Genomic DNA, 23,010 nt, shown 5'->3' with positions numbered 1-23,010 from the left:
GAAGAAAGGAAATACGGACCAGGATGACCTTTCAGCTTGAAGATCTTCTTTTCTAATACTAATTCAGTATCTTCAGGCTTAACTGGAGGACAGGTTCTTATCCTGTCTGGAGTGAATGAAGCAATTCCCCTATCCCAAGCCCTTTAGAGCGTATTGGAATGGCTTCAGATTTTCGGTTTATTTTCCGATATTAGTCTGGGGCTGTTCTGCCAGCATGCTATACATATAGAGCCGATGCGCTCATACAGCTGAATGGATCAGCTCCCATGGATGAGAAGATTCATCCAGACATCTACAGGATGATCGATTAGGGAAAAGGGGTATTTCATATGCAACATCATTCAACGTATCATCTGCCACAGCAATCGGCCAAGCGCTTTGGGAAAGGCCTAAAAAGCATGCTGCTTCTGCTGTTGGTTGCCGTTCTCTGGTTCGCAGCCGCAGGTCCGGCAGCTTCATCGGTTCAAGCCGCTCCAGCCAAAAACAGTACCTATCAGCAGGTTGCCCTGTATGTTAACGGCAAGCTGCAAATCACAGTACAGCGTTCGCAGCTGGTAAATGGCAATACGCTCTATATTCCGGTCAAAATTATGGATCGTATTCCAGGCATCACTATCAATTATGGCAGTCCGCTCAGTCTGACGGGCAGCAAAGGCAGTGTCACTATCAACAACTCCAACTCTTTTCAGTATGCAGGAGTCACGTATGTACAATTCAAATCATTGCTGGCAATCAGCGATCTGGAGAGCAAATTCGCTTCCAGTGCACTAGCTTTATTTATCTGGGATGGAGATAAAGGCAAAGCGGAATCCAGCAAGATTCTGACCAATATCAGTCAGCTTCCTGCAGGCGTTGGTAAAAAAATCGGTCAGAAAATCTATCCTTTCGAGTATTCGGGTGCTTACTGGATTACGGATATTTCTTATGATCCGGGCAGCACGGTATACGATAACACTGCTATCAATTCCGGCGGTGAAGAAATTCAGATCAATGCCAATGCGCCTGCACTTGATTTTGTATTGGAAAGTGATCTGCTGACCGTACAGAATTGGCTGCGCGGACAAAACGTCTGGTTTGATAACCGCAACTTTAACGGCTCGGGGATCAAGCATCTGGAGAAACTGACGTTTGTGTCTTTTCAGGTAGATGACGATAACAATTTTAGTATTGTTGTGCGCAATGCCAAAGGCAAGCTGCTCGGAATCAATGTGGCGGCTGACCAGGATGCGACCAAGATGGCGCTAGAATATCTATTTACCAAAAATCCGCGTTCAGTCTATAAATGGAGCAATAATGTATGGAATGCGATTAGTCAGAACCGCGTTACTTCCGGTATGTCCCGTGAGCAGGTGGTTATGTCGTGGGGGTTGCCTGTAGATGCCCATACGTATCAATCGGGATCGATTACGTATGAACAGTGGATTTACAATCATAATCAGTATCTTTACTTTTGGAATGGGAAGTTGAGTTCGGCGCAGAACTTGTAGGTGGTAGTGTTGTGTTCTGCTTGTTGTACTCGATTCGTTTACTTTGGAAACGAATATGAGTGATGGGGGGATTCGCTTCATTCCCTTTGGAAAGGAATGAGAGCGAGAGTGGATTGGCTTCATCCACTCCGGAAAGGAATAAGAGCACGTCCTCCGGTTAAGCCTGGAGATCCTTTATGAGTAGGAGTAGATGAGGATCTCCAGGCTTAAATGTCGTCCTTTGCTCTTATTTCCTTTCCTGCGTTATGTGCTTGTGCGTCATTTGTATTTTCATTATATTGTTATTTGGGAGAATGGAGCGGATTGTCGAACGATAAAGAAACAACTGCTTTTGTACACATTACGCATTACGCATTACGCATTACGCATTACGCATTACGCATTACGCATTACGCATTACGCCGGCAAGTATGACTGCTTTTGATTGAGCGCGCAACATTAAAAAAGGACATGCACGTGTATCAATGCATGTCCTTTTTTGCATTTCATTAGGCTTAACGAATACGCCTAATTGCTCGTTGTGTATTAATGTCTTCCATGCGATGCCTTGCGCTTACCTTTATCCAGACTTACGGAGTGACGCCCCATACCAGTTTGTCCTGGTTATAGATGGTTACTTTGTTGTAAGTGGTGAAGGTGGTGCTGCCATTATTGTAGGAATAGTCGTTGGTTTCGTTAAAGTTGCTCCAGTCGTATGGGTGAATACGTGCCTGGACTTCACCGCTCTGTCCGCCTGCCGGGATCGAGCCTGCTGCGCTGGTAAAGGAGAACTCTACATAGCGGTTGGCAGTCGATTTACTACTGGACAGTGCTTTGGATGTAGTCGTTATATTGGCTGCACCTACCTGAGCCCAGTCGATATATGTCTGGTCACCGGATTTGCCGTCGTTGTTAAAATAATAGCGTACTTTCAGATCGCTCAGCTTAACCGGTGTGCTGCCATTATTTTTGATATTAAATACCGGACGCATGGCGTTATCGGACGGGTTATTGTCGCCGCTGCGGAATTGCAGGGAAAGTGCGCCGTTAGCCGGTGCGGTTGTGCCTGTGTCTGGAGTTCCGCTACCTGTACCCGGAGTCGGAGACGTTGTACCGCCGCCTGTGTTACCGCCACCATTACCTGGTGTTGTAGGAGTCGTCGGCTGCGTCGGTGTTGGAGTTGTCGTACCTCCACCTACCGTTGTAGAACCTGCACGTGTCTGCTCTCTGACGAATTTACCAGAAGTAGACAGGTTGGCCTGGGACCATCCGCCAGTCGAGCTTGCTCCTGGTGTCAGTGCTGCCGAAGCTTCACTCTTGTCGGACAGAGACCAGTTCACCCAGCTTACGCCGCGACTATTGAGGAAATCGATCCATGTTTTGGATTCGGTCAGGAAAGGACCACCGTTACCGGAAGCATCGCTTGTGCCCCACTCGGTTACAAATACAGGTGCTTTTTTGCTCAGGGCGTAGTCGATACGGTCGCGCAGGAATTGGCCATGGGTACCGGCATAGAAATGCACTGCGTACATCGTATTGGCATCCGGCAGCTGGTTATCTGCTGCATCCTGCACATCCTGACTCCATGTGCCTGTACCGACGATGATGATGTTATCCGGGTCATTGGCACGGATCGATTTGGTTACATCGACTGCATACGGACGGATCTGGTTATTCCATGTTACGCCGCCATTTGGCTCGTTGGCAATTTCATAGATCACGTTAGGCAGTGTACCGTATTGAGCGGACATTTCATTGAAAAAGTTTTTCGCTTGTGTTTTGTACGTATTTGGATCGCCATCGGACAGGATATGCCAGTCGATGATCACATAGACGCCCAGGTCTTTGGCTGCGGCTACGGCTTCTTTGACTTTATTGGCGACAGACGGATTGGAAATGTAACCGCCTTCGTTTGTATACATCGCTACCCGAAATACCGAGATACCCCAGTCGTCGCGCAGCCATTTCATCGTGTCTTTATTCACATAGTTGCCGAACCATTGGATACCGTGCGAGCTGATCCCTTTCAGCTGTACGGGTGTTCCTTTCGTATCGACCAGACGTCCATTTTTGATCGACAGCTGACCATGCTGTTGTACTGGAGTCGTCGCTGCTTCGGCAGACGTCCCTCCTGCTGATACGGCCAGTGTTACGGTCAGCGTCGCTGCCAGTACACCGGAAGAGAATTTTTTGACTGTTTTCATCCACATATTCCGAAGTCTCCTTTTGGTGATGCTCATTTGGATTTCAGTATGGGAAGCACACTGATTTTGAACATAAGATGCCAGACCTTGTTGCCTACGTCAGTATATACAGCTTATAACCAAAATAATATATTTCTGACAATAAATGAATATAAAGATCTAGAAGCATGGGAGTTGTGAAGCAGGAGTTAGATGGTATTTTTTGGTCATAAACAACGAATAACAAGGGACAGAGGAAGTGAACTTGATCCAAAAAAGCTTAACTCAGCGAATTACAGACTGAATAGTCCCGATTCAAATACTTTAAATTTATTCTTTATGCACAATTTTTTATTTTCAACAAACCTATCAAGCGGTAACTTGGGAACAACGAAGGGTGTTATTTCGGTAAATGGGTAAAACATTTTTGCAGAATCGGGCAAGTCAGCGATCTTTTAGATATCGGCTCAGGTAAAAAAGTCCCTGACGATAACGTCTGCTCCATAGGTTGCACAGACAGAAAGCGAGTTGTGAGGCTATAAAAGATTTGGATGATTGTAAAAAGGCAAAAAAGTGGAAGGAAGCTGAGCAACCGATACTTTAATATCGTCCTTATACAGGCATAATATAAGAAGAACCATTCGGTTAAATGGCTCTTTGCGGCGGATTTTACAGGGGATGGTAGGAAGAATAGAATGTGTTTCTTCTATTATAATGTATGCAAGATTTTTATAGCTGCATACGATTGAGCGAGCAGAATAAACACAGAAAAGGAATGTTATGATTTCCTTTGGCTGTTTATGAATCAGGATTTGTTTTTCCTGTGCCAAAGGCGAAACAAAGTCACGACTACAAATACAGCGAGCACGATAAAGATCATGCCGAGTCCCTGCAGGACAGCATATACAAATTCCATTGATATATGCTCCTTTCGTATATAGTAAATGAATAGGTGTGGTATTCTGCGCACTGCCTTTTGCTCAGGCAAATGCCAGACAACCCGACCATATTCGGTTACTATTTTAACACAGTCGCTCGGAAGTACGAAAAGAGGCTTGAAATCCACTATCATCTCAAGCCTCCGATCTTTATTTACCATTCAAGTTATGCGCTTTGCCTACTTTCCCTATTTCAACCGATATTTATGTGATCCCCTACTGCATGAAGCTTATGGCTCCATACCCCAGACCAATTTGCCTGCCTGATATAGAGTGACCTTGTTCCAATCGGTATAGCTTGCCTTGGACGCGTCAAAAGAATAATCATTGCTCTCGTCCATCACCGACCAGTCGGACTTGGCCATGCGCAGCTGAATCTCTCCACTCTCGCTGCCCGGCTGGATTGTCCCTGCTGCGCTGCCAAAGCTCAGCTCGACATATCCATTGCCAAAGGTACGTGTGATATTATCCTGTCCTACCTTAGCCCAGTCGATCCAGGAGCTCATCTCCTGGGAACCTTCCGGGGTAAAGTAGTAACGCAGCTTCAGATCGCTCAGATTTACCGGAGTAGTACCATTATTCTTGATATTGAAAAATGGCTTCATCTGCATATCCGATACATTCGTATCTGCTGCACGATATTGCACACTCAAGCTGCCTGTTGGTGTTGGATTCGGATTGGGGTTAGGATTTGGATTGGGTTCCGGATCAACAGGCGGTACCACGACGACGGCTACCGGTTTGGCACTGACGGCTGCAGAGTCGGAGCTGGTGCCTGCACTATTCACGGCACTCACTTTGTAATAATACGTGGTGCCGTTCGTAACTGCTTTGTCGGTATAAAGTGTAGTTGTGACTTTGCTATCCAGTGTAGTAAAAGGACCGCTCTCGCTGGTCGCTCTTTTGACTACATAGTGATCGGCTCCGGTCACGGATGACCAATTCAGCTTCACCTGTGTATCAGCGGCTGCTGCTTTCAGACCTGTAGGTACTGTCGGTACGGTTACCGGAGGCGTTACTGGTGGTGTCGTTGTGCCCAGTGCCGGATAAGCGTTGTTGATCAGCATCACGAACTGGTCATGGAACCACGCACCGGAGATCGGAGCATTTGGCAGCGCGCCAGTCAGTACGCCATCTGCTGTGGTGTAAGTCGGATCACACATACGGTCAAAGCCTTTGCCTTCATTATTCGGGATCAGGGAGCTGGAGCCATCGGATTCACCCGGAGGCTTGACCCATACATAGGCATCCAGATGAGCGGCAGGTGCAGCGGTTGGTGGTGTACCCAGACCGGCTCCGCTGTTATTACACCAGTTGCCCCGGTGAGCACGGCGGTCGACACGGCCGGAATTGACATACGTATTGATGTCACTGCCCGAAGCCATCGCCGGACGATTCGGTCCGCCCCAGCCGTTGCGTCCGGTATCGATCAGCATACCGATGCTACTCGGGAATCCGGCACGAACGAATTCGGAGTATAGCGCCGCAGTGAAGTCCGATTCGTCAAAGTACGGATTCCACTCATAATACTTGGATGACTTGATCGGCTGTCCCCCGATATTCAGATCCGGGTTCGGCAGATTCGGCTCATTTAGCGGTGTGGTATTCGCTGTGTTGGTAATGAAGCCGTCAATGCTGGATAGTCCGGCTGTGGTATTGCGCACCACATTGGTGAACAATGTAATTGTCGCTGACCGGTTGTTATCCCAACCCAGCCAGCCCGAGTGGCCGATATCCAGGTAGTTGTAGGTATTAGGGATGGCATGAAGCTTATTTAGCGCATACTGCACGCCTTCGACATAGATACCGCTGGAGTTGGCTGCTGCACAGCGGGCATCACTCAGGTTGGTGACCAGATTCGGCAGACTATCCGGCTCAATCACGTTAACTATGCGGATATCCTTGTATTTGGGATTCGCAAACGTCTTGGCGATTACATCAATATATTCCGTTTTGTAGCGCTGCAGAGCTTCCTGGGTCAAAGGAAGTTCACCGTTAGATGCCAGCGCATGGCAATCCCGTCCTGGCAGATCATAGATAACAAAGCTTGCTGTTATCGGGGTATTGCCTTGCTTTTGAGCCAGTGCGGCATCCAGATGCCCTTCCAGACTGAGACGTCCGGCATTGGATGCGCCGCCCTGGATCGCGTCGATCCGATCCAGCCATACGGCGGTTGGGTAGGATTTGACCGTCTGCATTTTACCCTTGAGCGCAGGATCACTGACTCTGGCGATCGAACCGTCAACTTCTTTGGCGTAATCCGGATTCACATATCCGGTCGCACCGACAAACGGATTATCCACATGAGCCTCTGCATATGCTGTCGGTCCATACATTGCCGGCAGTAGACTCCCTACTAGCAGTGAAGCCGCCATTGTATACTTAAAACCTTGCCAGAACCCTTTTTTAGACTTCAATCCATTCACCTTTCTTTCTCTGAAATTTGTTTGGAGTCGAGCCCAACCTTTCCGGTAAGCGTTTTCTATTTTGGTATGTTCTGTACTGCTTCCCCTTTCGAATCACCTCCTCAGCGTCGATTATAGGACAATCAATGAGTGGAGTATATTGTAAAATATGGATTATAATTAACAAAAGTGATGTGGAGTATCCTGATTTCGCCTGTATTTTTATATCCATATCGAAGAATCTTATTATCCTCATTTATGCAATCAGAAGTGCCTATAAGCAAGAAATTTGGCGAAACGACACAGTCGGACAGACAAAAACCAAGAGTGAATGGTTCACCAGACACTTTCACAGACTAAAGCATAAGATGGAATAATGCCCGCAGAACAGTATCATAGAATATTACGAACTTTAGTAGTTTCCTGATTACACTATCCTGCATCTACTAAAAAGCCCGGCTGCAGGATGTAAATCTGCGAACCGGGCAAAGTTGATATGGGTGTTATTTCCATATTATGATGGGATAGTCGTACGAAGAGCATTTGCCAATCGATATCTACTTCGAAATATCATCCGGAGGTAACTCAATTATGAAAACGAAATGGTATCTACGCCCAGGATTTCTCTGGGTCATCTGTCTGGTGACGCCGCCTATTGGTTATGCGCATCTGCTGTATCATCGTAAAAAGTTCCGTCAGCAGGAATGGCTGGGGTATCTGGCTATTGCCACATTGACGATGGCGATCTGGCTGACCAAGTTTATGAATCCGGTAATGGCGCTTATTGTGCTGGCGCTGTTGTTAGTGCTGATCTGGAAGTTGTAATGTGCGGTAAAAGGCAGGTAGCGGTGGGATTGGTGGCTTGCAGGTAGGGGAGCTAGAGAGGTTATGGATTTGTTGTAACAGGAAGTAGTTAGTGGAGCTGGGTGCTGGTTGTTTTACATATGGGTAGTGTGGTGTGGTTGTTACGAAATGCAGGAGTCTTGGGGACATGGTATATATTAATTAGGTAAGTATAAAGTGTTTGGTGCTGCTTCATCCATCCGCTTTGCAAAGGGATAGAGGCACGTCCTCCGGTTAAGCCTGAAGATCCTTTATGGGTAGGAGAAGATGAGGATCTCCAGGCTTAAATGTCGTCCTTTGCCTCTATTCCCTTTGCTCCGCTCTATGCATGGATGGTACTTGTTGCAGGATTTATTTTTTTATACAGATCATTGGAATGTATCGTTAGCAGTTGGTTTTGTGTAGACTTTGTTTAATCGTAGTGAAGTATAGGGTTGTAGAGAGAATAGTAATAATAGCAGCAGTTGATGTTACTACATTTAATTATGAGGCTCTGATACGGAAATGGATTGTATTCTGTATTAATTAGTACAGCACTTACAAGCACTACAAGCACTACAAGCACTACAAGCATTACAAGCATTACAAGCATTACAAGCATTACAAGCATTACAAGCATTACAAGCATTACAAGCATTACAAGCATTACAAGCATTACAAGCATTACAAGCATTACAAGCATTACAAGCATTACAAGCATTACAAGCATTACAAGCATTACAAGCATTACAAGCATTACAAAGATTATCCGCTGTATGGGCGTTACCATGTCAATAGCATGATCCATATTACGGCTATTTTTTCCCTCTTACTACTTCTACTCTTCTACGGATACGTCTATTACACGCTGTGCCAGATCGACATACTCGTTATCCAGCACTACTTTGACCTGACCTTGCCTGCGCTTCTCGCGCCATTGTCTCAGGTCTTCTTCGGATTCGAGTCGCAGTTCGGCGAGTTCGTGAGCGCGGTCGAAAATATATTTGCTCGTATACAGCAGGGTATAGATGCCCTGTCCGCCGAGTGTAATCGGCTCGTTGCGTTCCTGCCAGCGCTCTACAGTGAATTTTACATACAATTGGTCATCTCGTCGCTCGTCTGACGGAATCTCGGTAATGTCCCGGCGCTGCATAATCTGCCAGCCGGTGATGCGTCCGTAATAGTGGATACCGGCTTGACCGAGTGGACCAAACTTGCGTTTGGACTGGTACATGGCGACATATTCGAGCTGGGTAATGACCTGTGAATTGGTAAAGTTCTTGAGCGGCACATGGTAGAATCCATGTGTTAATGCCAGCTCTACCTGCTCCGGTCCGCGTACCGATCCGACGATCATATTGCGGGTGACGAGCTTGTTGGCATAGTACTCTTCTGTACCGCGCGGCGTAGTGGATCGTTCGTATGCCTTTTCCGGGCTATCCTGGATGAGTTCATCCAGGAATTCCTCTACCAGCGTTGTCGCATTGGGCAGGAAAGGCAGCGCGCCTACATTGATCCGTCGTACACTTTTGTAAAAGTGGTGCTGGCGGTACTCCTCCTCGTTACCATACGGGAACAGTACATATGCGCCGTACATGCTGCGTTCATAGCGGATACGGAGAGATATTGTATCTTCTCCAAGATCGGCAGTGGCAGCTCCAGGATCATGCTCTGCTTTATCTTTATTGTAAAATGGAGTCTTGGACTCCTCTTCAGCTGCACCTTGTTCTATAGCTGTCACTGGATCAAATACAGAAGAATCCTGCTCGTTCACTCCGTGCACAATCGCATCCCGGTAGCGGTGCATCGTGTTGATGTCTTCTTCCTGCGGTCCCGGCTGGCCATAGCTTGCCCGGTAGGCAGATCCTTCTTCGGCTACATTCAGTTTGTATTTGGCATCGAAAATAAAGCTGTATTCCTTCTCCTGTCCAGCGTCCACTTTCCGCAACGAAAGTACATTATCCGGTCGCTGCGGCAGTGTCGGCGTACCCTGTCTATCCGGTGCACTGTTGTAATACAGCACAAATGTCTCGCCGCTGCGCGGATTCACATACTCCATCCGCGAGCGCTGCCCCCGATCCAGGGTTACGAATAGACCGGAGTGATTCAGCCGAATCACATTCTGGCGAACCAGCTGGTATTTGCGGCTGAGCAGTTCATTCAGCTTGAGGAAGCACCAGTATTCGTACAGCTCCGAGATTTCCTTCATCGACAGGCGCAGCAGATCGCTCTGGATCGATAGTCCTTTGAGCAAGGTCAGATAATATCGGTACATCTCCCGGTAGCCCGGCGCCATCTGCATGACCAGACTGAGACTCATGCTGCGCATCGGGGACAGCTGCTGCAGCCAATTGGCAGACAGCATCCGCTCCATCCGCGAGATCATTCCATCTACCCGGCGCACGAACTGCTCGTCATATGTGCGGCTGCGGTAATTCTGCGGACGGTTTAGCTGGGCATACTGGTCACGCAGACGATGCAGTCTGGAGAGAATACGCTCCAGCATCCAGCGCAGCATCCGGTTCTCTGCCGTATCATACGAGAGATGCTTGACCGTATCGAGCAGTCGAAGCGGACGGTAATCTTCTCCGTTAATAGATAGCGCACCACGGCGGGAAGGATCGGCTTGCAACTGTTCATTCAGATGTCTGCTGCCTATCCCCTGTCCATTTTCGCGTTCCAGAGATGGACGCTGCAATTTCTCCAGATGCTGCGGATGACGAGCCAGATAGGTAGTGTTGCGCCGACTGGCTTTTTTCACCAGAGCGGCATTACGCAGTTCCTGCTCGCGGTTCATCTGGTGATGCGGCTGAATGGATATTCGCTCCATCGCCTTTTCCATTTGACCAAATAGATGCGAAATAATCGAGAAAAACTCGCTCAGGCTCTGGTGTTCACTATCCCTTAGCGAGACCGACTGGTACGTACGCTTGAGAAAATCGAACGATAGATTATACACCTGCTCGTTCACTTCATGCAGTAGAGCTACATAGTCCTGCTTGTAATCCAGCTTGGACGGAAAAATCTCCAGCTCAATCAACAGTAGACGCTGCCCGTTACTCCGTAGCTCCAGCTCGGTAAAGCCCACTTCATTACGGAAGTTAAGCATCCCGGATAGCAACCGCTTGCCCTTGGGCGTGACCGCTTCCCGCAGATACTGATTATCATGGTAAAAGGTGACCGGCAGACTCGTATCCTCTGCCCGTTCATACACAAACTCATAATTCTGCTGCTCGTAAAAGCAGGGTAGTACATCTGCGCCAGCGCTCCATGCTACCAATTCCCCCTCTACCGGAGAGAATACCTGCACCGACTGCACCTCAATATCCGATGTCAGCGACGTACACTTGAGATGGGCATCGACCCACTGTCCCTTTTCCCGGTGCAGCTGCAGCGTCTCTACTGCCGGATGATACGGCTTACCCTGCAGATAGATGCTCCCTATGCTCGTCTGGATCTCCAATAGATTCACACTTTTATTCAGATTCATGGGCACCTCCTGTAGAGATCATCTAGGACACCCAGTACGAGGTGAACCCGTCTTCATCCAGCCGCCGGATCATATACACCAGCTTGCGCGCACTCTCCGGATAGCGTGCTGCTGGCGGAGTACCACCCCGGCTCCACTGTCTCCAGAATGCGTCATCGTCTTCGAGCGGTGACGGGATGCGTGTATTGCCTGTCAGACACAGCTTGAGCAGATCCACCAGCACACGGCGTACACCGGACTGGCTGCCCTGGATGCGCGGCAGAATCTTCTGCAGCAGCTGCAGATCGAAGGCCGCTTCCTCGGTCATGAGACCAAAGCGCTCGTTGTACACCAGATAAAAGCACACTGCATCCCGAATCCGGAATCCTACATGCGCATGGATGTCTTCCAGAATATGATTCACCTGTACCAGCTGTTCGGTCGTGCGGCGAATGAGATCTTCGTAATCGCCGAGTGCATCGATCAGCTGGAGATAGTCGCTGCGGAGGAACGACTGCTCAACTGGCACCACTTCCACCAGCTGCTGGCTGTCTTCAGCGATCCGCGGCAGCTGCATCAGGTCGATCGCATTGAACTCGATTGTATTCGCCCGGTCCAGTACCCGTTTGCTGAATGGGTAGGTTGTCTCGTCCATGTTGACCGTACCGACGATGTAGACATTCTCAGGGATGCCGAGGTTGCCGTAGCGGGATTGGTCTTCTTCGGTATTGAGTGTATCTGTAGCAAATAAAGGCGCTGTAACAATACGTCCGCGGTGCATAGTATTGTCCGCCTGCTGTGTATCATTGCTACTATCCTGCCAAGCTTGCGTTTCTAACAAGCTCATCATATCGCTAAAATAATGCTCTACTCGCGCTAAGTTCATTTCATCTAGACATACAAAATAAGGCTTTCTTCGGTTTTCTTCTTTAGAGGCTTCTACAAATACATTCATTAATGGGCCTGGTTTAAAGTTGCCAGACAAATCCTTGTATCCAATCAGATCCGCTGGATCGCTCCAATCCGGACGTACAGATATCAAATGAAACTGTCCATTAGCAATCGTCGCCCCTACTGCTTCAGCAAATAAACGCACAAGACGCGTCTTCCCTGTACCCGAGATACCCGCTAAGATCACAAAAGGGCGGCTTTTCATAGATAAGTAGAAGTTATGGGTTAACGACTCAGGGAAGTAGAACCCACGCTGCGAAATATATTCCTGGATGTTGTGCAGCGTCTCTTTAACTTCAATATCGCGGACAAATACTACGCTATCAGGTTCTTCTTCTGGCGACTCAGTTACCACTTCTTCAAAATTATTCGCCCATTCATTGCTTGGCGCTGCACCCATACGTTGTACATAAGAGAGATAGGTCTCTACCGCATCCCACAGATCATCGACCATCTGCTCGTTATTAGGCATGTCTTCAATTTCATAATGAAAGTGAGCAATTGTAGAGGCTGCATAGTCTTTAGCATATCCGCTCTCACCAAGATAGATGGGATCTTCGGTATTCATACGCGTATTCGGCATCATTGCACGAATCTCGCGTGCTTTCTGTTCAAAATGCTCATAAGCCTTTTTCGTTCCAAGTTTATTCTTGAGATCAGTTACACCGTACTGGAGTACCAGATATACAGACCTCATATCCTCAGCAAATAGATAGGTCACATAGAGTCCCTTTTGCGTAGAATCCGTTACTTGACGATGCATAATTGCAATCCAAGGCACATTCGCCCAATTCCCTTGTCCTACTGACCCTTGTACTTGGAAATAGTTATAGATAAATTGAAGCGACTTAATATGCTCTGGAATGGTTTTGCGCATATATTGCCCTAACAGATGGGCTCGAAAAGGCTCTGTCTTAGCCTGGAGATAGTTCGTCATCATATGCAGCAGATCATCTCGCAACGAAAAGCTAGACGGCGGCTGTGCATAGTATAGCTCTAATTCATCTAAAGTAAACTGGTATAACTCATCTAGCACTTGCTGGTCCCATTGATCGTATAATTCCTGCTTAAACCCGATGGTATACTGGTCACTCGGTACTTCTAGAATAGAAGATAATGCCTTGATCGGCGTATTCATCACATACTGTACACGATTCAACTGCACGTCTGCCCAGCGAGAAGCGCGTACTTGCGAAGGTGGACCATCGACTCTAAGACTTTTAGCTTCTCTTTCTTGGAAACATTGAAGGAAATGTTCACGGACACGAATCATGGATACTTGGCGTTGCCCGGTTTCTTTCATTGCGTCCAAGATAGAGAGAATGAGGACCATTTTGTATGACTTCTGTTTGTAGGTGAATATATTGATAAGTTCAGAGGGTAAGGGCATGGTTATTCTCCTATAATTAATTTACGACTTATATGCAAAATACGTAATTACATCCTTATTCGAAATTACGTGCCTATCTGATATAATGCTAACGTACAACTCAATTTGTGGTGGGCATAGGCTATCCTCCAGAAGGAGGTGACTGCCTATGAACTTCTCCTTCTCCGATATTATCATGTTTGCAACATTCATTGTTGCACTGCTAACGTATATCGAAAGAAAAAGAAAGTGACCCGCCACAGGTTGTCCAGCCTGACGGGTCACTTTCTCTTATGTGAATCATAGCAATATGATGGAGGAATGACCACCATAAATGTTGTACAGGAAGCAGGTGGCTGCCTGCTTCTTTTTTGTGGTTATATGATAACATAATTAGAGAATCAGCTCAAATGCTTATGCATGACAGATAAAGAACTTTTAGTTATCATAATTTTAGAATATAGAAAATATTCTGATTCAATACTTAAACTTAATAAATGGTCTTTAGTAAACCCCATACTCATAGATACACAGCTAACTCGAAATCTTTATTTGCCAATCGGGCCTATGACATTGATTGCTTTATTCAATAGGATTTTCATGTCATATATTAAATCACAAGTCTGTATAGGGCAAAACAATTCTCTTTTTATAAAATCAATCTAATTTATTGTTTAATATATCAAATAATATTTCCAGTGCATTAATTTTTAACCCCAATATTTTTGATTGAAATATCAGTCTGAGCGTATTTATAACTGTCTAGGAATCAAAATAACCTCGCTACATGCAACTAGGTTATTTCGACATCTTAAATCATTTCATAACTCAACTGAATCAAGGGTTTAACTTTCTCCAATTGTTCATCACTAGCTATAATAACTTCCAAATCTCCAGTATCTCGGTGTCCAATATGACGAACATTGCGAGTAAATCCTTATTCTAATTGCATCGAATCAGAACCAGTTTTGAGAAACATATCGATTTTATCTTTTTGATAAAATATTTTAACACATGCATTTTTCGATCCTTTTAAATACAATATAGTAATTATTTAGAACTAATTAATTATTCTCTGCTTTTTCACTCTTTACATGTATATGATCTGTTCTTAATATTTCTAATTCCCAATTTTCATTAGAAATATAATAAACGTCACCATCTATCTTTAAAATATTACCTTTAATTGTTTTATGATTCGTGTAGTCTTCAATAATCTCTATTTTTCTAAATCCTTCTGGTGAAAATGTTCTAATATAATTGCCGGCTATAAGTGAGGTAACAGCTGGAATTGCACATACCATCATAAGAATACAGGGAGCTACACATAAGATTATAGAACTTAATGTTTTCAATGTACTAAAGTCCCAAGTCATATTGTTATTTGTATCTTCCGTAATTTGATCTCTTCTTTCAGTACATATTTTCTTATGCTGAGATATCTGTTTTCTTTTTAATAAATGTGAGAAACCCAGATTGAAAAGTACTGCGATCGTAAGAATCAACATTACTCTTACATTTAAAAACGGGGAGGGTTTGAAATGAATAAGGTAATTGACTCTTCTATAAATTTCTTCCGCAATATTATATCCAGTGGTATATTCTATAACTGTATAAATTCCTAGCGCAGTCATAAAAGCTAAAGGAAATAATGTTATAAAACGACTGACATTTCTTTTGTATCTTTTTTCAAACAAATTTGCATATAGCCCAGCTAAAAATGGTATAACAAAAAAAGTAAGAAGCAGGTATTCTGCAGAACTATTTTTTAATGTATGAGTGCTATCGATGAATCTATAATGATGAAGTATCCAAAGAATTAAAAAAGTAACATAGACTATACCCGATAAAAATAAAAATGGAAATTTAAAAGATTTAGTAAAAGCATATATGTTTATCGCCAAAATAACAGGTATGATCCAAATAATCGAGAATTGCAATAATTGATTTTCTTCGAGATGACTAGATAGAAAAAATAAAGATAACGCTATATGCAACAAAAACAATATTGATAAAACAGCTATCCATAAAAAAAAGTTTTTCTGTTTAATTAGCGAACCTATAAAAATAAGACAAAAAGTAGCAATGAACAGAAAAAAAGAGACGATAGTAATGGAATAATGATTTAAGGGGATTGGATTTATACTAAGCGAAAAGAGTGAAGGACCCATTCCTAACTCACCAGACAGATAGTAACCGTAAATAAACAGATAACCCAAACTATAGAAGTAAAAACCTAACGTAGTAGAGGCAGTCACTGTAGCCGAAATCATTTTCAAAATTGCATATGGCCCTGTAACCAACCAAGCTATCAACTTGTAAATTAATGATTGTTTTAAACCTATGCTTTCTAAAAATGAAATCAAAAGATTAGGTCTAGAATTCTGCATGTTTAATCATCCTTAACTGTGTAGTATGAATCTAAATTCTTCGAGATTGTTTCTGATACCTGTATAAGTTTGATCAGAAGCATATCTTATCTAGAACTATTAAAACATACACTAGTAACGGAAGATTGTTAGTTACATTTTTTATTTATAGAGGTCTATCCATTTATTTAACGCTTCTCTCATTTCCATACGAACATATAAAGGTTCTAATATCTCTGCTTCAATTCCGTACTGAAGCACCCACTTAATAAAATCGTTTTTATTGTTTACAGTCACTTCAAATAATAAACTACCATCGGAATTATCTGTCATCGTTGGTTGAACAAATAATTCTTTTTCCTTAATGTAACGGGCTATTTTTTTACTAAAGTATACTTTAAAATGAACTAGCTCATTTCCACGATTAATATTCCAGGTGTGTTCCATGTATTGATTAATATCAAATTGCGACTGTTCAAAAACAGCATCCGTCACCTTCACCTTTTGAAAGCGATTAATGCGAAAAGTTCTTATATCTTTTTCTTTATGACAATAACCAATTAGATAAAAACGATTGTCACGTGGAATTAAATAATATGGATCAATTTTTCGAATTGTGGTTTTATTTTTATATTGTGCATGATATTTAGTGGCTATTGTCTTCTGGTCCAAAGTTGCTTGCATAATCTTATTCAGAAACTGTGGCTGATGATTATTTTCTTTTACTTTTCCGGTAGGAAGAATGTTGGCAATACTTTGTAGCAAATCATCTCGTTTAGCATGTGATTTATTCTTTGAAAAAGTAAACTTATCCACTAAGCTTTTTACAACTGGATTCTTATTCAAATTTAATAAGGAAAGAGATAACACAATACCAGAACGTTCATCCTTGGTGAATGGAATAGGCACATCATAGAAATCATCTGCAAAACGATACCCTTTATTCCTGCCTAGATCCTGTAGATTCGTTACTCTGCTAATAGCATCTATGTCCCGACTAACAGTTGTATAGGTCACTTCATATTTTTGTTTTAATCTTTTAGCAGTAATTCCTGGATTAGTTTGAATAGTAATAATCATATTTAAAATCCGAGTAATTTTGTCATCAAATCTTTCACTCATATGCAGTCTCCTAAAAGTGTTTTTTGCAGTCATACCTATATGTATAATCCTTATATTAATAAATTGGTATGTTAAAATTATAGTCATGATTACTTGATAAATTTAATTTGTAATGCTCTCATTCTCTAAAGTCTTTTAATTTTCTATATTATAATAGCAAATTCAATTCTTAAAGTATCCCATCCAGAAAGCAGGTTATCTTGTGAAAGACTCTACTCGACAACGAACTGGCTTCATCCTGCTCGCTGCTCTATCCCTCATTACAATCATCATTCTAAGCATGATCTTCACCAATTCACGCCGTGCCAGCGTCTACCTGATCCCGGAGAACTACCGCGGCTGGGTACAGATCATTTACAACCAGCAGAGCTATCCACCGATCGATATCAGTCTCACCAAAGCTACCTTCCGTATCGGATCAGACGGTGTCCTTCGGACTTCAACACCAGAGGTATCCGAAGGGATCGCGGAGGATCAGTACTACTGGATAGATGCCCAGGGAGAACGGACGCCAATCGATACGCAGAAATTGATACATGGCAAGAGCGTCCGCAGCAGTGGAACAGACGGTACTGAACAAGACTCTGAAACCGTAGCCGAGGAATTTTTTGTAGGTACAGAGGAAGCGTATAAGCAGACTCCGGCTCCTTCGCTGGAAGATCATCTATAATATTGAATGATATGCTCTCTTTTCTACGACTGGTGTGATTGAAGTTATATTCGTATCCAGGAATTTTCTGTGGTGAGGCCATTATACTTTCTGAATATATCCCGCTATCCTGATAGTAAGCTTAGAAGAGCAGACCCGCTTAGAGGGCTGCTCTTCTGTTAATTCTACTATTCAGGAGTTATACGTCACATTCACATGCATAATACCATCCTTACCACCGGGAAAAGGATCTACATACTGAATATCCAGAAAGTATAACTTCTCCTTCCACTGTTCTCTCTGAAGATCGTTATAACTCTCGCCATATCGATCAAAGACATACGACAATACGAGAGCATTGATAGAAGCTGCGCCATTCTGCATCTTTACCCAGGATTCTGGCAGAACGATCTGATGATCGCTGGAAGAGATGGATTGATCGGAAAAGTTTAGAATCATCTCGGAATCACCCTTTTTCACTATAGCGATCTTACGCTTGCTATCCCACGTAATCTGATCGGCATAGCCTTTGAAAATGTCTTTGACCGGAATGTAGATCGTGCTATATACCTTTTCCTTGGCAGAAGGGCCAGTGATGAGAAGACTAGAACGGGTCAACGTACCTGCGTAGACGGATTTGGCTTTTTGGACAAATGGATCGGAACTTGCAGCAGCAGCGGCTGGATGATTCCAGGATACGGCCAGGGTACTAATTGCTAATAGGATGCTGGTCAGTGCTTTTGCGGCTTTGTTCATAATTACCTCCCTGATATTACATTTTTGGTATATTCTATCTATATCTATAACGCGTATTAAGCTCTAAGGGGTGCAGTCCGTCCCCCTATAAAGCGGCGACCGAGCTGGCATAGCCTTTTCCTATAACCAACTATCACTATTAACAGTTACGCCCTCTCGCCCTCCCCATGCTATGATACATGCAAAATAGAGACAAAAAGGGGTCGGATGATGCGTACGATACAGCCACACCAGGTTATCGCGGATAGCCGGTTTAACAAATTTCATCTGTTGGTGTTTTTATGGTGTTTCTTTGCGATCGGGTTCGATGGATTCGATATTGCTACATATGGGATCGGGCTACCGTTTATGATGGATGATTACGGACTCACACCTGTTGAAGCAGGGGCGATTGGCAGTTATACGCTGGTCGGCATGATGCTGGGGGCTTTTGTACTGAGTGCCTTATCTGACGTGATCGGGCGAAAAAAGGTGCTGGCGATCTGTATGCTGCTCTTCAGTATCTTCTCGTTACTCGCAGGTCTGGCGCCGAATGCGACAGTATTTACGATTATGCGGTTTATCGCGGGGATCGGGATGGGCGGGCTGATGCCGGCTGTAATTTCCCTGATGACCGAGTATTCGCCTAAGAAGAATCGGGCGCTGACGGTAGCGATTATGTACTGCGGCTACTCGATCGGCAGCATTGGTGCGGCGCTCGTAGGCATGTATCTAATGGAGAATCTGGGTTGGCGGTTCCTGTACTGGCTCGGCATTATTCCACTGTTCGCACTGCCGCTGTTCTGGAAGCAGTTCCCGGAATCACTGTCTTACTACATCGTGCGCAAGCAGGGCGCGCCGGTCGCGGCGATATTGAACAAGGTGAATCCGCAGGGGAATTACCAGGCGAGCAATGACTTTGAATATGCAGCGGTACAGCAGCGTGCCCAGGGCATGCCGGTGAAGAAGCTGTTCGTGCAGAGTCGCGCGGTAAGCACATTCGCCTTTTGGATCGCGGTGTTCAGCTGTCTGCTAATGATCTACGGTCTGAATACATGGCTACCCAAGATTATGCAGGGTTCGGGTTACGGCATTACGTCCAGCCTGTCGTTCAGTCTGGTACTGGCGGTCGGGCAGATCGGCGGATCGCTGCTGGGCGGGTATCTGGTGGAGCGTGTCGGCCACCGTAGGGTATTGGTCTCGCTGTTCCTGACCGGAGCGGTATGCTTTGTGCTGCTGAGTATGACGTCGAATACGGCGCTGCTGTATGTGCTGATTGCACTCGGCGGTGCCTGCACGGTGGGTACGCAGAATCTGGTGAATCCATACATTTCCGAATACTATCCAAGAGAGATCCGCGCGACTGGAGTTGGGGTGAGCGTCGGCGTCGGACGAATTGGAGCGATATTGGCGCCGGTGTTGATCGGGCTGCTGCTGGCGACGAATATGGCGCCGCAGAATGCCTTTATGTTCTTCGCGGTACCCTGTCTGCTCGGAGGGGTGGCGTTCCTGCTGGTACAGGAGAAGTATGGCAGCTTCGATAAGGTGAAGGCTGCGCGCAGTGTACGGGCGAAGCTGGCGGGAAATGAAGTGGGATGATATCCCACATGAGTAAACAAAAGAAGCCTGTCGATAGTAGACAGGCTTCTTTTGTTTTATTCACCAGGAAGCAGGCTTTCTCTGGAATAATACTTTGTTGTTACAACTGCTCTACATAATAATCGAACAGAAGAAATCCTGGAAGTCTGGCAGCACTTCTAATCACATGTTTCGTTTGTCTCTCCGGGTGTGGAATATTGTTCCGTTCCAGCACTTCTAATAACTGTACAGACAAATCATGCACACTCATAACTTCTCCGTCACCCGTTTCTTTTCTAGATATCAGATACTGGTTGGCTTCCTTGAGAATAGACATTAATTGCTCATATGTATGTTCATCCAGATGATTCGCAATGACCCAATCCAGAAGAGCAAATTCATCCGGGCTCTGAGCAATATTTCTTAATAGACCTATATAGAATTCGAGACGATCCACTTTGTTTTGCAAATCTTCCATTTTGGTCTCCCTCCTCTTTGTATGGATATAAACAAATAACGTATCTATCCAAAGGTGATAAATAGATAGTTTACTTGCCTAACGCTTCCGAGCGATATTGTTCCAGCAGCTTCATCGACTCCTGAATACCGTCTTTGTTGTCCAGATGTACTGCACTTTGGAAGCACTGCATGAGGCAATCCAGACCTTTGTTATATTCCTTTTTGCGGAAACAGTAGTGGGCGTATTCCCTGTTGAGTGTATAGTATCGCAGCACTTTGAACTCTTCTTTGTATGTTCCCACCTGAAACAAATAATCGGCAGCAGGCTCAAGATATTCGTCGAACTCTCTGAGATATTCATCGATATAATATTCATGCGTATTGGCAGAAATGATCAGTGTGATCAATCCGTCCAGTATTTCGTCTTCATTATTTTGCAGTAGTTCTACGTATTCGGGTATGACGGACTGGTTGCCCAACCGGACCTCTACGGAGAGAAAATTGGCTTTGGCAATAAATTTGAATTGTTCCACTTCCCGCTCTCCTGCTTCACTCAAACGACCAAACCAGCTCAGATCGGCATACCCCTGGGTGTACGTCCGAAATTCGTCATACATGGTCTGGTATTCATAATAATGGGATTTCAGCAGATAAGCCTGACCGTAATAGTAGACAAAATGGCGGTTGGTTACAAAGGACTCCTGCCGCCAGCTTTCATTTGCAGCAATGCGGTGCACCATTTCAAACAACTCATCTACATATTTAATAAATGAATCCATATCTTCTCTGGCACCAAAAAAGTGACAAAGCAGAATGAGTCCATCCAGCAGAATATGATCCGGCAGCTTCTGCCGATGCGGGATAAACTGCATCGCCGCCTCTACATTCTTGCGAGGATTGGAACTGTGCATCTGGAACAGCCGATAGTAGCTAATCGCCAGCCGTTCCGACTGATTCGACCGCTCGCTCTCTACGACATATCCGTACAGCAACGCTGCCGCTTCCTTTTGCTCATTCTGGTACAGCTCTTCGGCCGTCTCGAAAATAAGCGGGATTTGCTTAAGATCGTCTGCCGCATGCTCCAGGATTAACCGAATATCTTCAAGCCTTCCAATCTCGGCACACCGGATTAGCAGCATCTTGATTCTGCGCCAGTGACCGCCTTCCTGAAAAGATTCTTCTATATATAACGGATAATAATGCCCTTCCGGCAGTCCCATATAATGGGTGATCGCATCCAGCATGGTCACCGACAGCATCTTGGGCGGATTGCCGTTGATCGCAGCGCTCAGGGAGCCTCTGTTGATTCCGGTCGCAGTAGATAGCTCACCCAGATTAATCTGGCGATCGGCGAGGAACTGCTGAATATGATGCTGTATGGTCTCTCTATAATTCACGTCTATTCCTCCCGCTAGCTTCTAGTGCGCACCGTTCCCATGTCCAGTCTGGTATCCTGTAACGTCGATTGTTCCATTATATGATGAAGATCCCGTCCGATAAAACCTCATTTTGGTTACAACTTTCCTCTGCAAACAGGCTCCTAACCATATGTCAGGAGCCTGTTATATCCAGCCTATTTGATTCGCTGCCGCAGGTGCATCTCCCGGACATCCAGTTCACGATGCCGGGTTCGGAAGTTCTGAATCGTACTGTAAAAGGCCAGCACTACAACTCCAACGACCAGCAGGGACAGTACATAATAGAGAGCATCTATACTTACGGTCATCACATCCTTTGGCCAGTAGTGTATCGCTCTTACTCCTACCGTACTATATTACGTACCGAATTACCAATTGATTACCAGCCACATTCTATTGCTAAGCGATTCGCTCTTCCTGCTGATCGAACAGTAGATCCATAAGCAAAAAACCTGCCCATAACCGGGCAGGTTCCTGTTGAATTAGCTTCATGCCCCGTATACAGCAAAGGCAAATCCATGGCTGGTCTTGTATCGTCTACTAGGAATGCGAACCGACTGTGGGTTCATTCGGCCGCTGATTCAATTGAATCTCCAGTTGCTGCAATTCCAGTTCACGATTGCGAACTTTATAGGTCTGTACTGTCGTATAAAAGGCGAGCGCAATAACCCCAACAACGAGAAAAGCCAGACTGTACATAAGCACGGTGAGTCCCATAATAATCAATGCTCCTTTCATGATCACATGCAGTAAATCAGAATTGCCTTTGTTTAGGCGTAAACTGCCTTTGGAGTATATAAACACGTGATGAGGCCCGTTAGTTTGATTTGGAAAATACAGGTACTACGCTACTATATCTGCTAACGAATATCTACGTATCTGTGGAAATCGCAACCTCTGTCTCTGTATGGGGTTACATATGTCTGCCTACTCCACTGTAAGATTATAGTCAGAAGGCTGTGCATCCTCATCATCCATCAACAGGACAACTATGCAGGGTGCGACCGTTATTTCTATTTGCACATCTAAATAATCAGCGTTTTTTACAGTACTTATTAGTGCTTTGAAACTTCCAGC

Annotated in this window: 17 protein-coding genes; 5 read left to right on the top strand and 12 right to left on the bottom strand. The window is 44.9% G+C overall.

The genetic code is table 11. The features are described 5' to 3' along the window. The first annotated feature begins 329 nt into the window (after positions 1-329). Positions 330-1,487, top strand: coding sequence for a hypothetical protein (locus AR543_RS07185; protein WP_060533082.1), 1,158 nt, complete (start codon positions 330-332; stop codon positions 1,485-1,487). 569 nt (positions 1,488-2,056) lie between these two features. On the opposite strand, the gene AR543_RS07180 is transcribed toward AR543_RS07185, so the two are convergent. Both AR543_RS07180 and AR543_RS07170 read right to left on the bottom strand, forming a co-directional pair. Then, positions 2,057-3,676, bottom strand: a complete 1,620-nt coding sequence (locus AR543_RS07180) for a cellulase family glycosylhydrolase (RefSeq protein ID WP_060533080.1) — start codon at positions 3,674-3,676, stop codon at positions 2,057-2,059. 1,141 nt (positions 3,677-4,817) lie between these two features. Beyond that, positions 4,818-6,962 (bottom strand): glycoside hydrolase family 6 protein, encoded by a 2,145-nt coding sequence (locus AR543_RS07170; protein ID WP_060536677.1) that lies wholly within the window; start codon positions 6,960-6,962, stop codon positions 4,818-4,820. 621 nt (positions 6,963-7,583) lie between these two features. Between AR543_RS07170 and AR543_RS07160 the strand changes: the two genes are divergently transcribed. Next, on the top strand, positions 7,584-7,817 hold the full coding sequence (locus AR543_RS07160; protein ID WP_060533074.1) for a hypothetical protein: 234 nt from the start codon (positions 7,584-7,586) through the stop codon (positions 7,815-7,817). Positions 7,818-8,247: 430 nt separating this feature from the next. Here the strand turns inward: AR543_RS07160 and AR543_RS24220 are convergent, their stop codons facing one another. Genes AR543_RS24220 through AR543_RS07145 form a run of 3 tightly spaced genes read right to left on the bottom strand, consistent with a single transcriptional unit; the run spans position 8,248 to position 13,537 of the window. Next, the gene (locus AR543_RS24220; RefSeq protein WP_060533072.1) at positions 8,248-8,622 is read right to left on the bottom strand and encodes a hypothetical protein; all 375 of its coding nucleotides are present in this window, start codon (positions 8,620-8,622) and stop codon (positions 8,248-8,250) included. Between the two features lie 30 nt (positions 8,623-8,652). After that, the gene (locus AR543_RS07150) at positions 8,653-11,304 is read right to left on the bottom strand and encodes a DUF2357 domain-containing protein (protein ID WP_060533070.1); all 2,652 of its coding nucleotides are present in this window, start codon (positions 11,302-11,304) and stop codon (positions 8,653-8,655) included. Positions 11,305-11,326: 22 nt separating this feature from the next. Continuing rightward, on the bottom strand, positions 11,327-13,537 hold the full coding sequence (locus tag AR543_RS07145) for an MrcB family domain-containing protein (protein ID WP_227871853.1): 2,211 nt from the start codon (positions 13,535-13,537) through the stop codon (positions 11,327-11,329). Between the two features lie 235 nt (positions 13,538-13,772). Between AR543_RS07145 and AR543_RS25035 the strand changes: the two genes are divergently transcribed. Then, the gene (locus tag AR543_RS25035; protein WP_227871885.1) at positions 13,773-13,856 is read left to right on the top strand and encodes a putative holin-like toxin; all 84 of its coding nucleotides are present in this window, start codon (positions 13,773-13,775) and stop codon (positions 13,854-13,856) included. Positions 13,857-14,667: 811 nt separating this feature from the next. Here AR543_RS25035 and AR543_RS07140 read toward each other — a convergent pair. Both AR543_RS07140 and AR543_RS07135 read right to left on the bottom strand, forming a co-directional pair. Then, a complete protein-coding gene (locus AR543_RS07140) occupies positions 14,668-15,993 on the bottom strand; it encodes a hypothetical protein (RefSeq protein WP_060533066.1) in 1,326 nt (441 codons plus the stop codon). Positions 15,994-16,134: 141 nt separating this feature from the next. Continuing rightward, positions 16,135-17,094 (bottom strand): helix-turn-helix transcriptional regulator, encoded by a 960-nt coding sequence (locus AR543_RS07135; protein WP_060533063.1) that lies wholly within the window; start codon positions 17,092-17,094, stop codon positions 16,135-16,137. Between the two features lie 202 nt (positions 17,095-17,296). Between AR543_RS07135 and AR543_RS07130 the strand changes: the two genes are divergently transcribed. Then, positions 17,297-17,764 (top strand): DUF6843 domain-containing protein, encoded by a 468-nt coding sequence (locus AR543_RS07130; RefSeq protein ID WP_060533061.1) that lies wholly within the window; start codon positions 17,297-17,299, stop codon positions 17,762-17,764. Positions 17,765-17,935: 171 nt separating this feature from the next. Here AR543_RS07130 and AR543_RS07125 read toward each other — a convergent pair whose 3' ends face one another. Next, a complete protein-coding gene (locus tag AR543_RS07125; protein WP_060533059.1) occupies positions 17,936-18,499 on the bottom strand; it encodes a stalk domain-containing protein in 564 nt (187 codons plus the stop codon). 207 nt (positions 18,500-18,706) lie between these two features. Here AR543_RS07125 and AR543_RS07120 point away from each other — a divergent pair, with 207 nt between their 5' ends. Then, the gene (locus AR543_RS07120) at positions 18,707-20,077 is read left to right on the top strand and encodes an MFS transporter (protein ID WP_227871852.1); all 1,371 of its coding nucleotides are present in this window, start codon (positions 18,707-18,709) and stop codon (positions 20,075-20,077) included. Between the two features lie 100 nt (positions 20,078-20,177). Here AR543_RS07120 and AR543_RS07115 read toward each other — a convergent pair whose 3' ends face one another. The 4 genes from AR543_RS07115 to AR543_RS24215 all read right to left on the bottom strand — a co-directional run bounded on the left by AR543_RS07115 (position 20,178) and on the right by AR543_RS24215 (position 22,671). Further along, positions 20,178-20,534 carry a hypothetical protein gene (locus AR543_RS07115; protein ID WP_060533055.1) on the bottom strand — a complete coding sequence of 119 codons (357 nt, stop codon included), beginning with the start codon at positions 20,532-20,534 and terminating at the stop codon, positions 20,178-20,180. 70 nt (positions 20,535-20,604) lie between these two features. Further along, a complete protein-coding gene (locus AR543_RS07110) occupies positions 20,605-21,912 on the bottom strand; it encodes a helix-turn-helix domain-containing protein (RefSeq protein ID WP_060533053.1) in 1,308 nt (435 codons plus the stop codon). A gap of 176 nt (positions 21,913-22,088) precedes the next feature. Then, a complete protein-coding gene (locus AR543_RS24505) occupies positions 22,089-22,241 on the bottom strand; it encodes a hypothetical protein (protein WP_169725593.1) in 153 nt (50 codons plus the stop codon). Between the two features lie 232 nt (positions 22,242-22,473). Further along, positions 22,474-22,671 carry a hypothetical protein gene (locus AR543_RS24215; protein ID WP_158523939.1) on the bottom strand — a complete coding sequence of 66 codons (198 nt, stop codon included), beginning with the start codon at positions 22,669-22,671 and terminating at the stop codon, positions 22,474-22,476. Positions 22,672-23,010: the final 339 nt, after the last annotated feature.

The organism is Paenibacillus bovis (assembly GCF_001421015.2).
Taxonomy (GTDB): domain Bacteria; phylum Bacillota; class Bacilli; order Paenibacillales; family Paenibacillaceae; genus Saccharibacillus; species Saccharibacillus bovis.
Note: the sequence above shows the minus strand (reverse complement) of the source record. Positions and strands in the feature narration are given on the sequence as shown.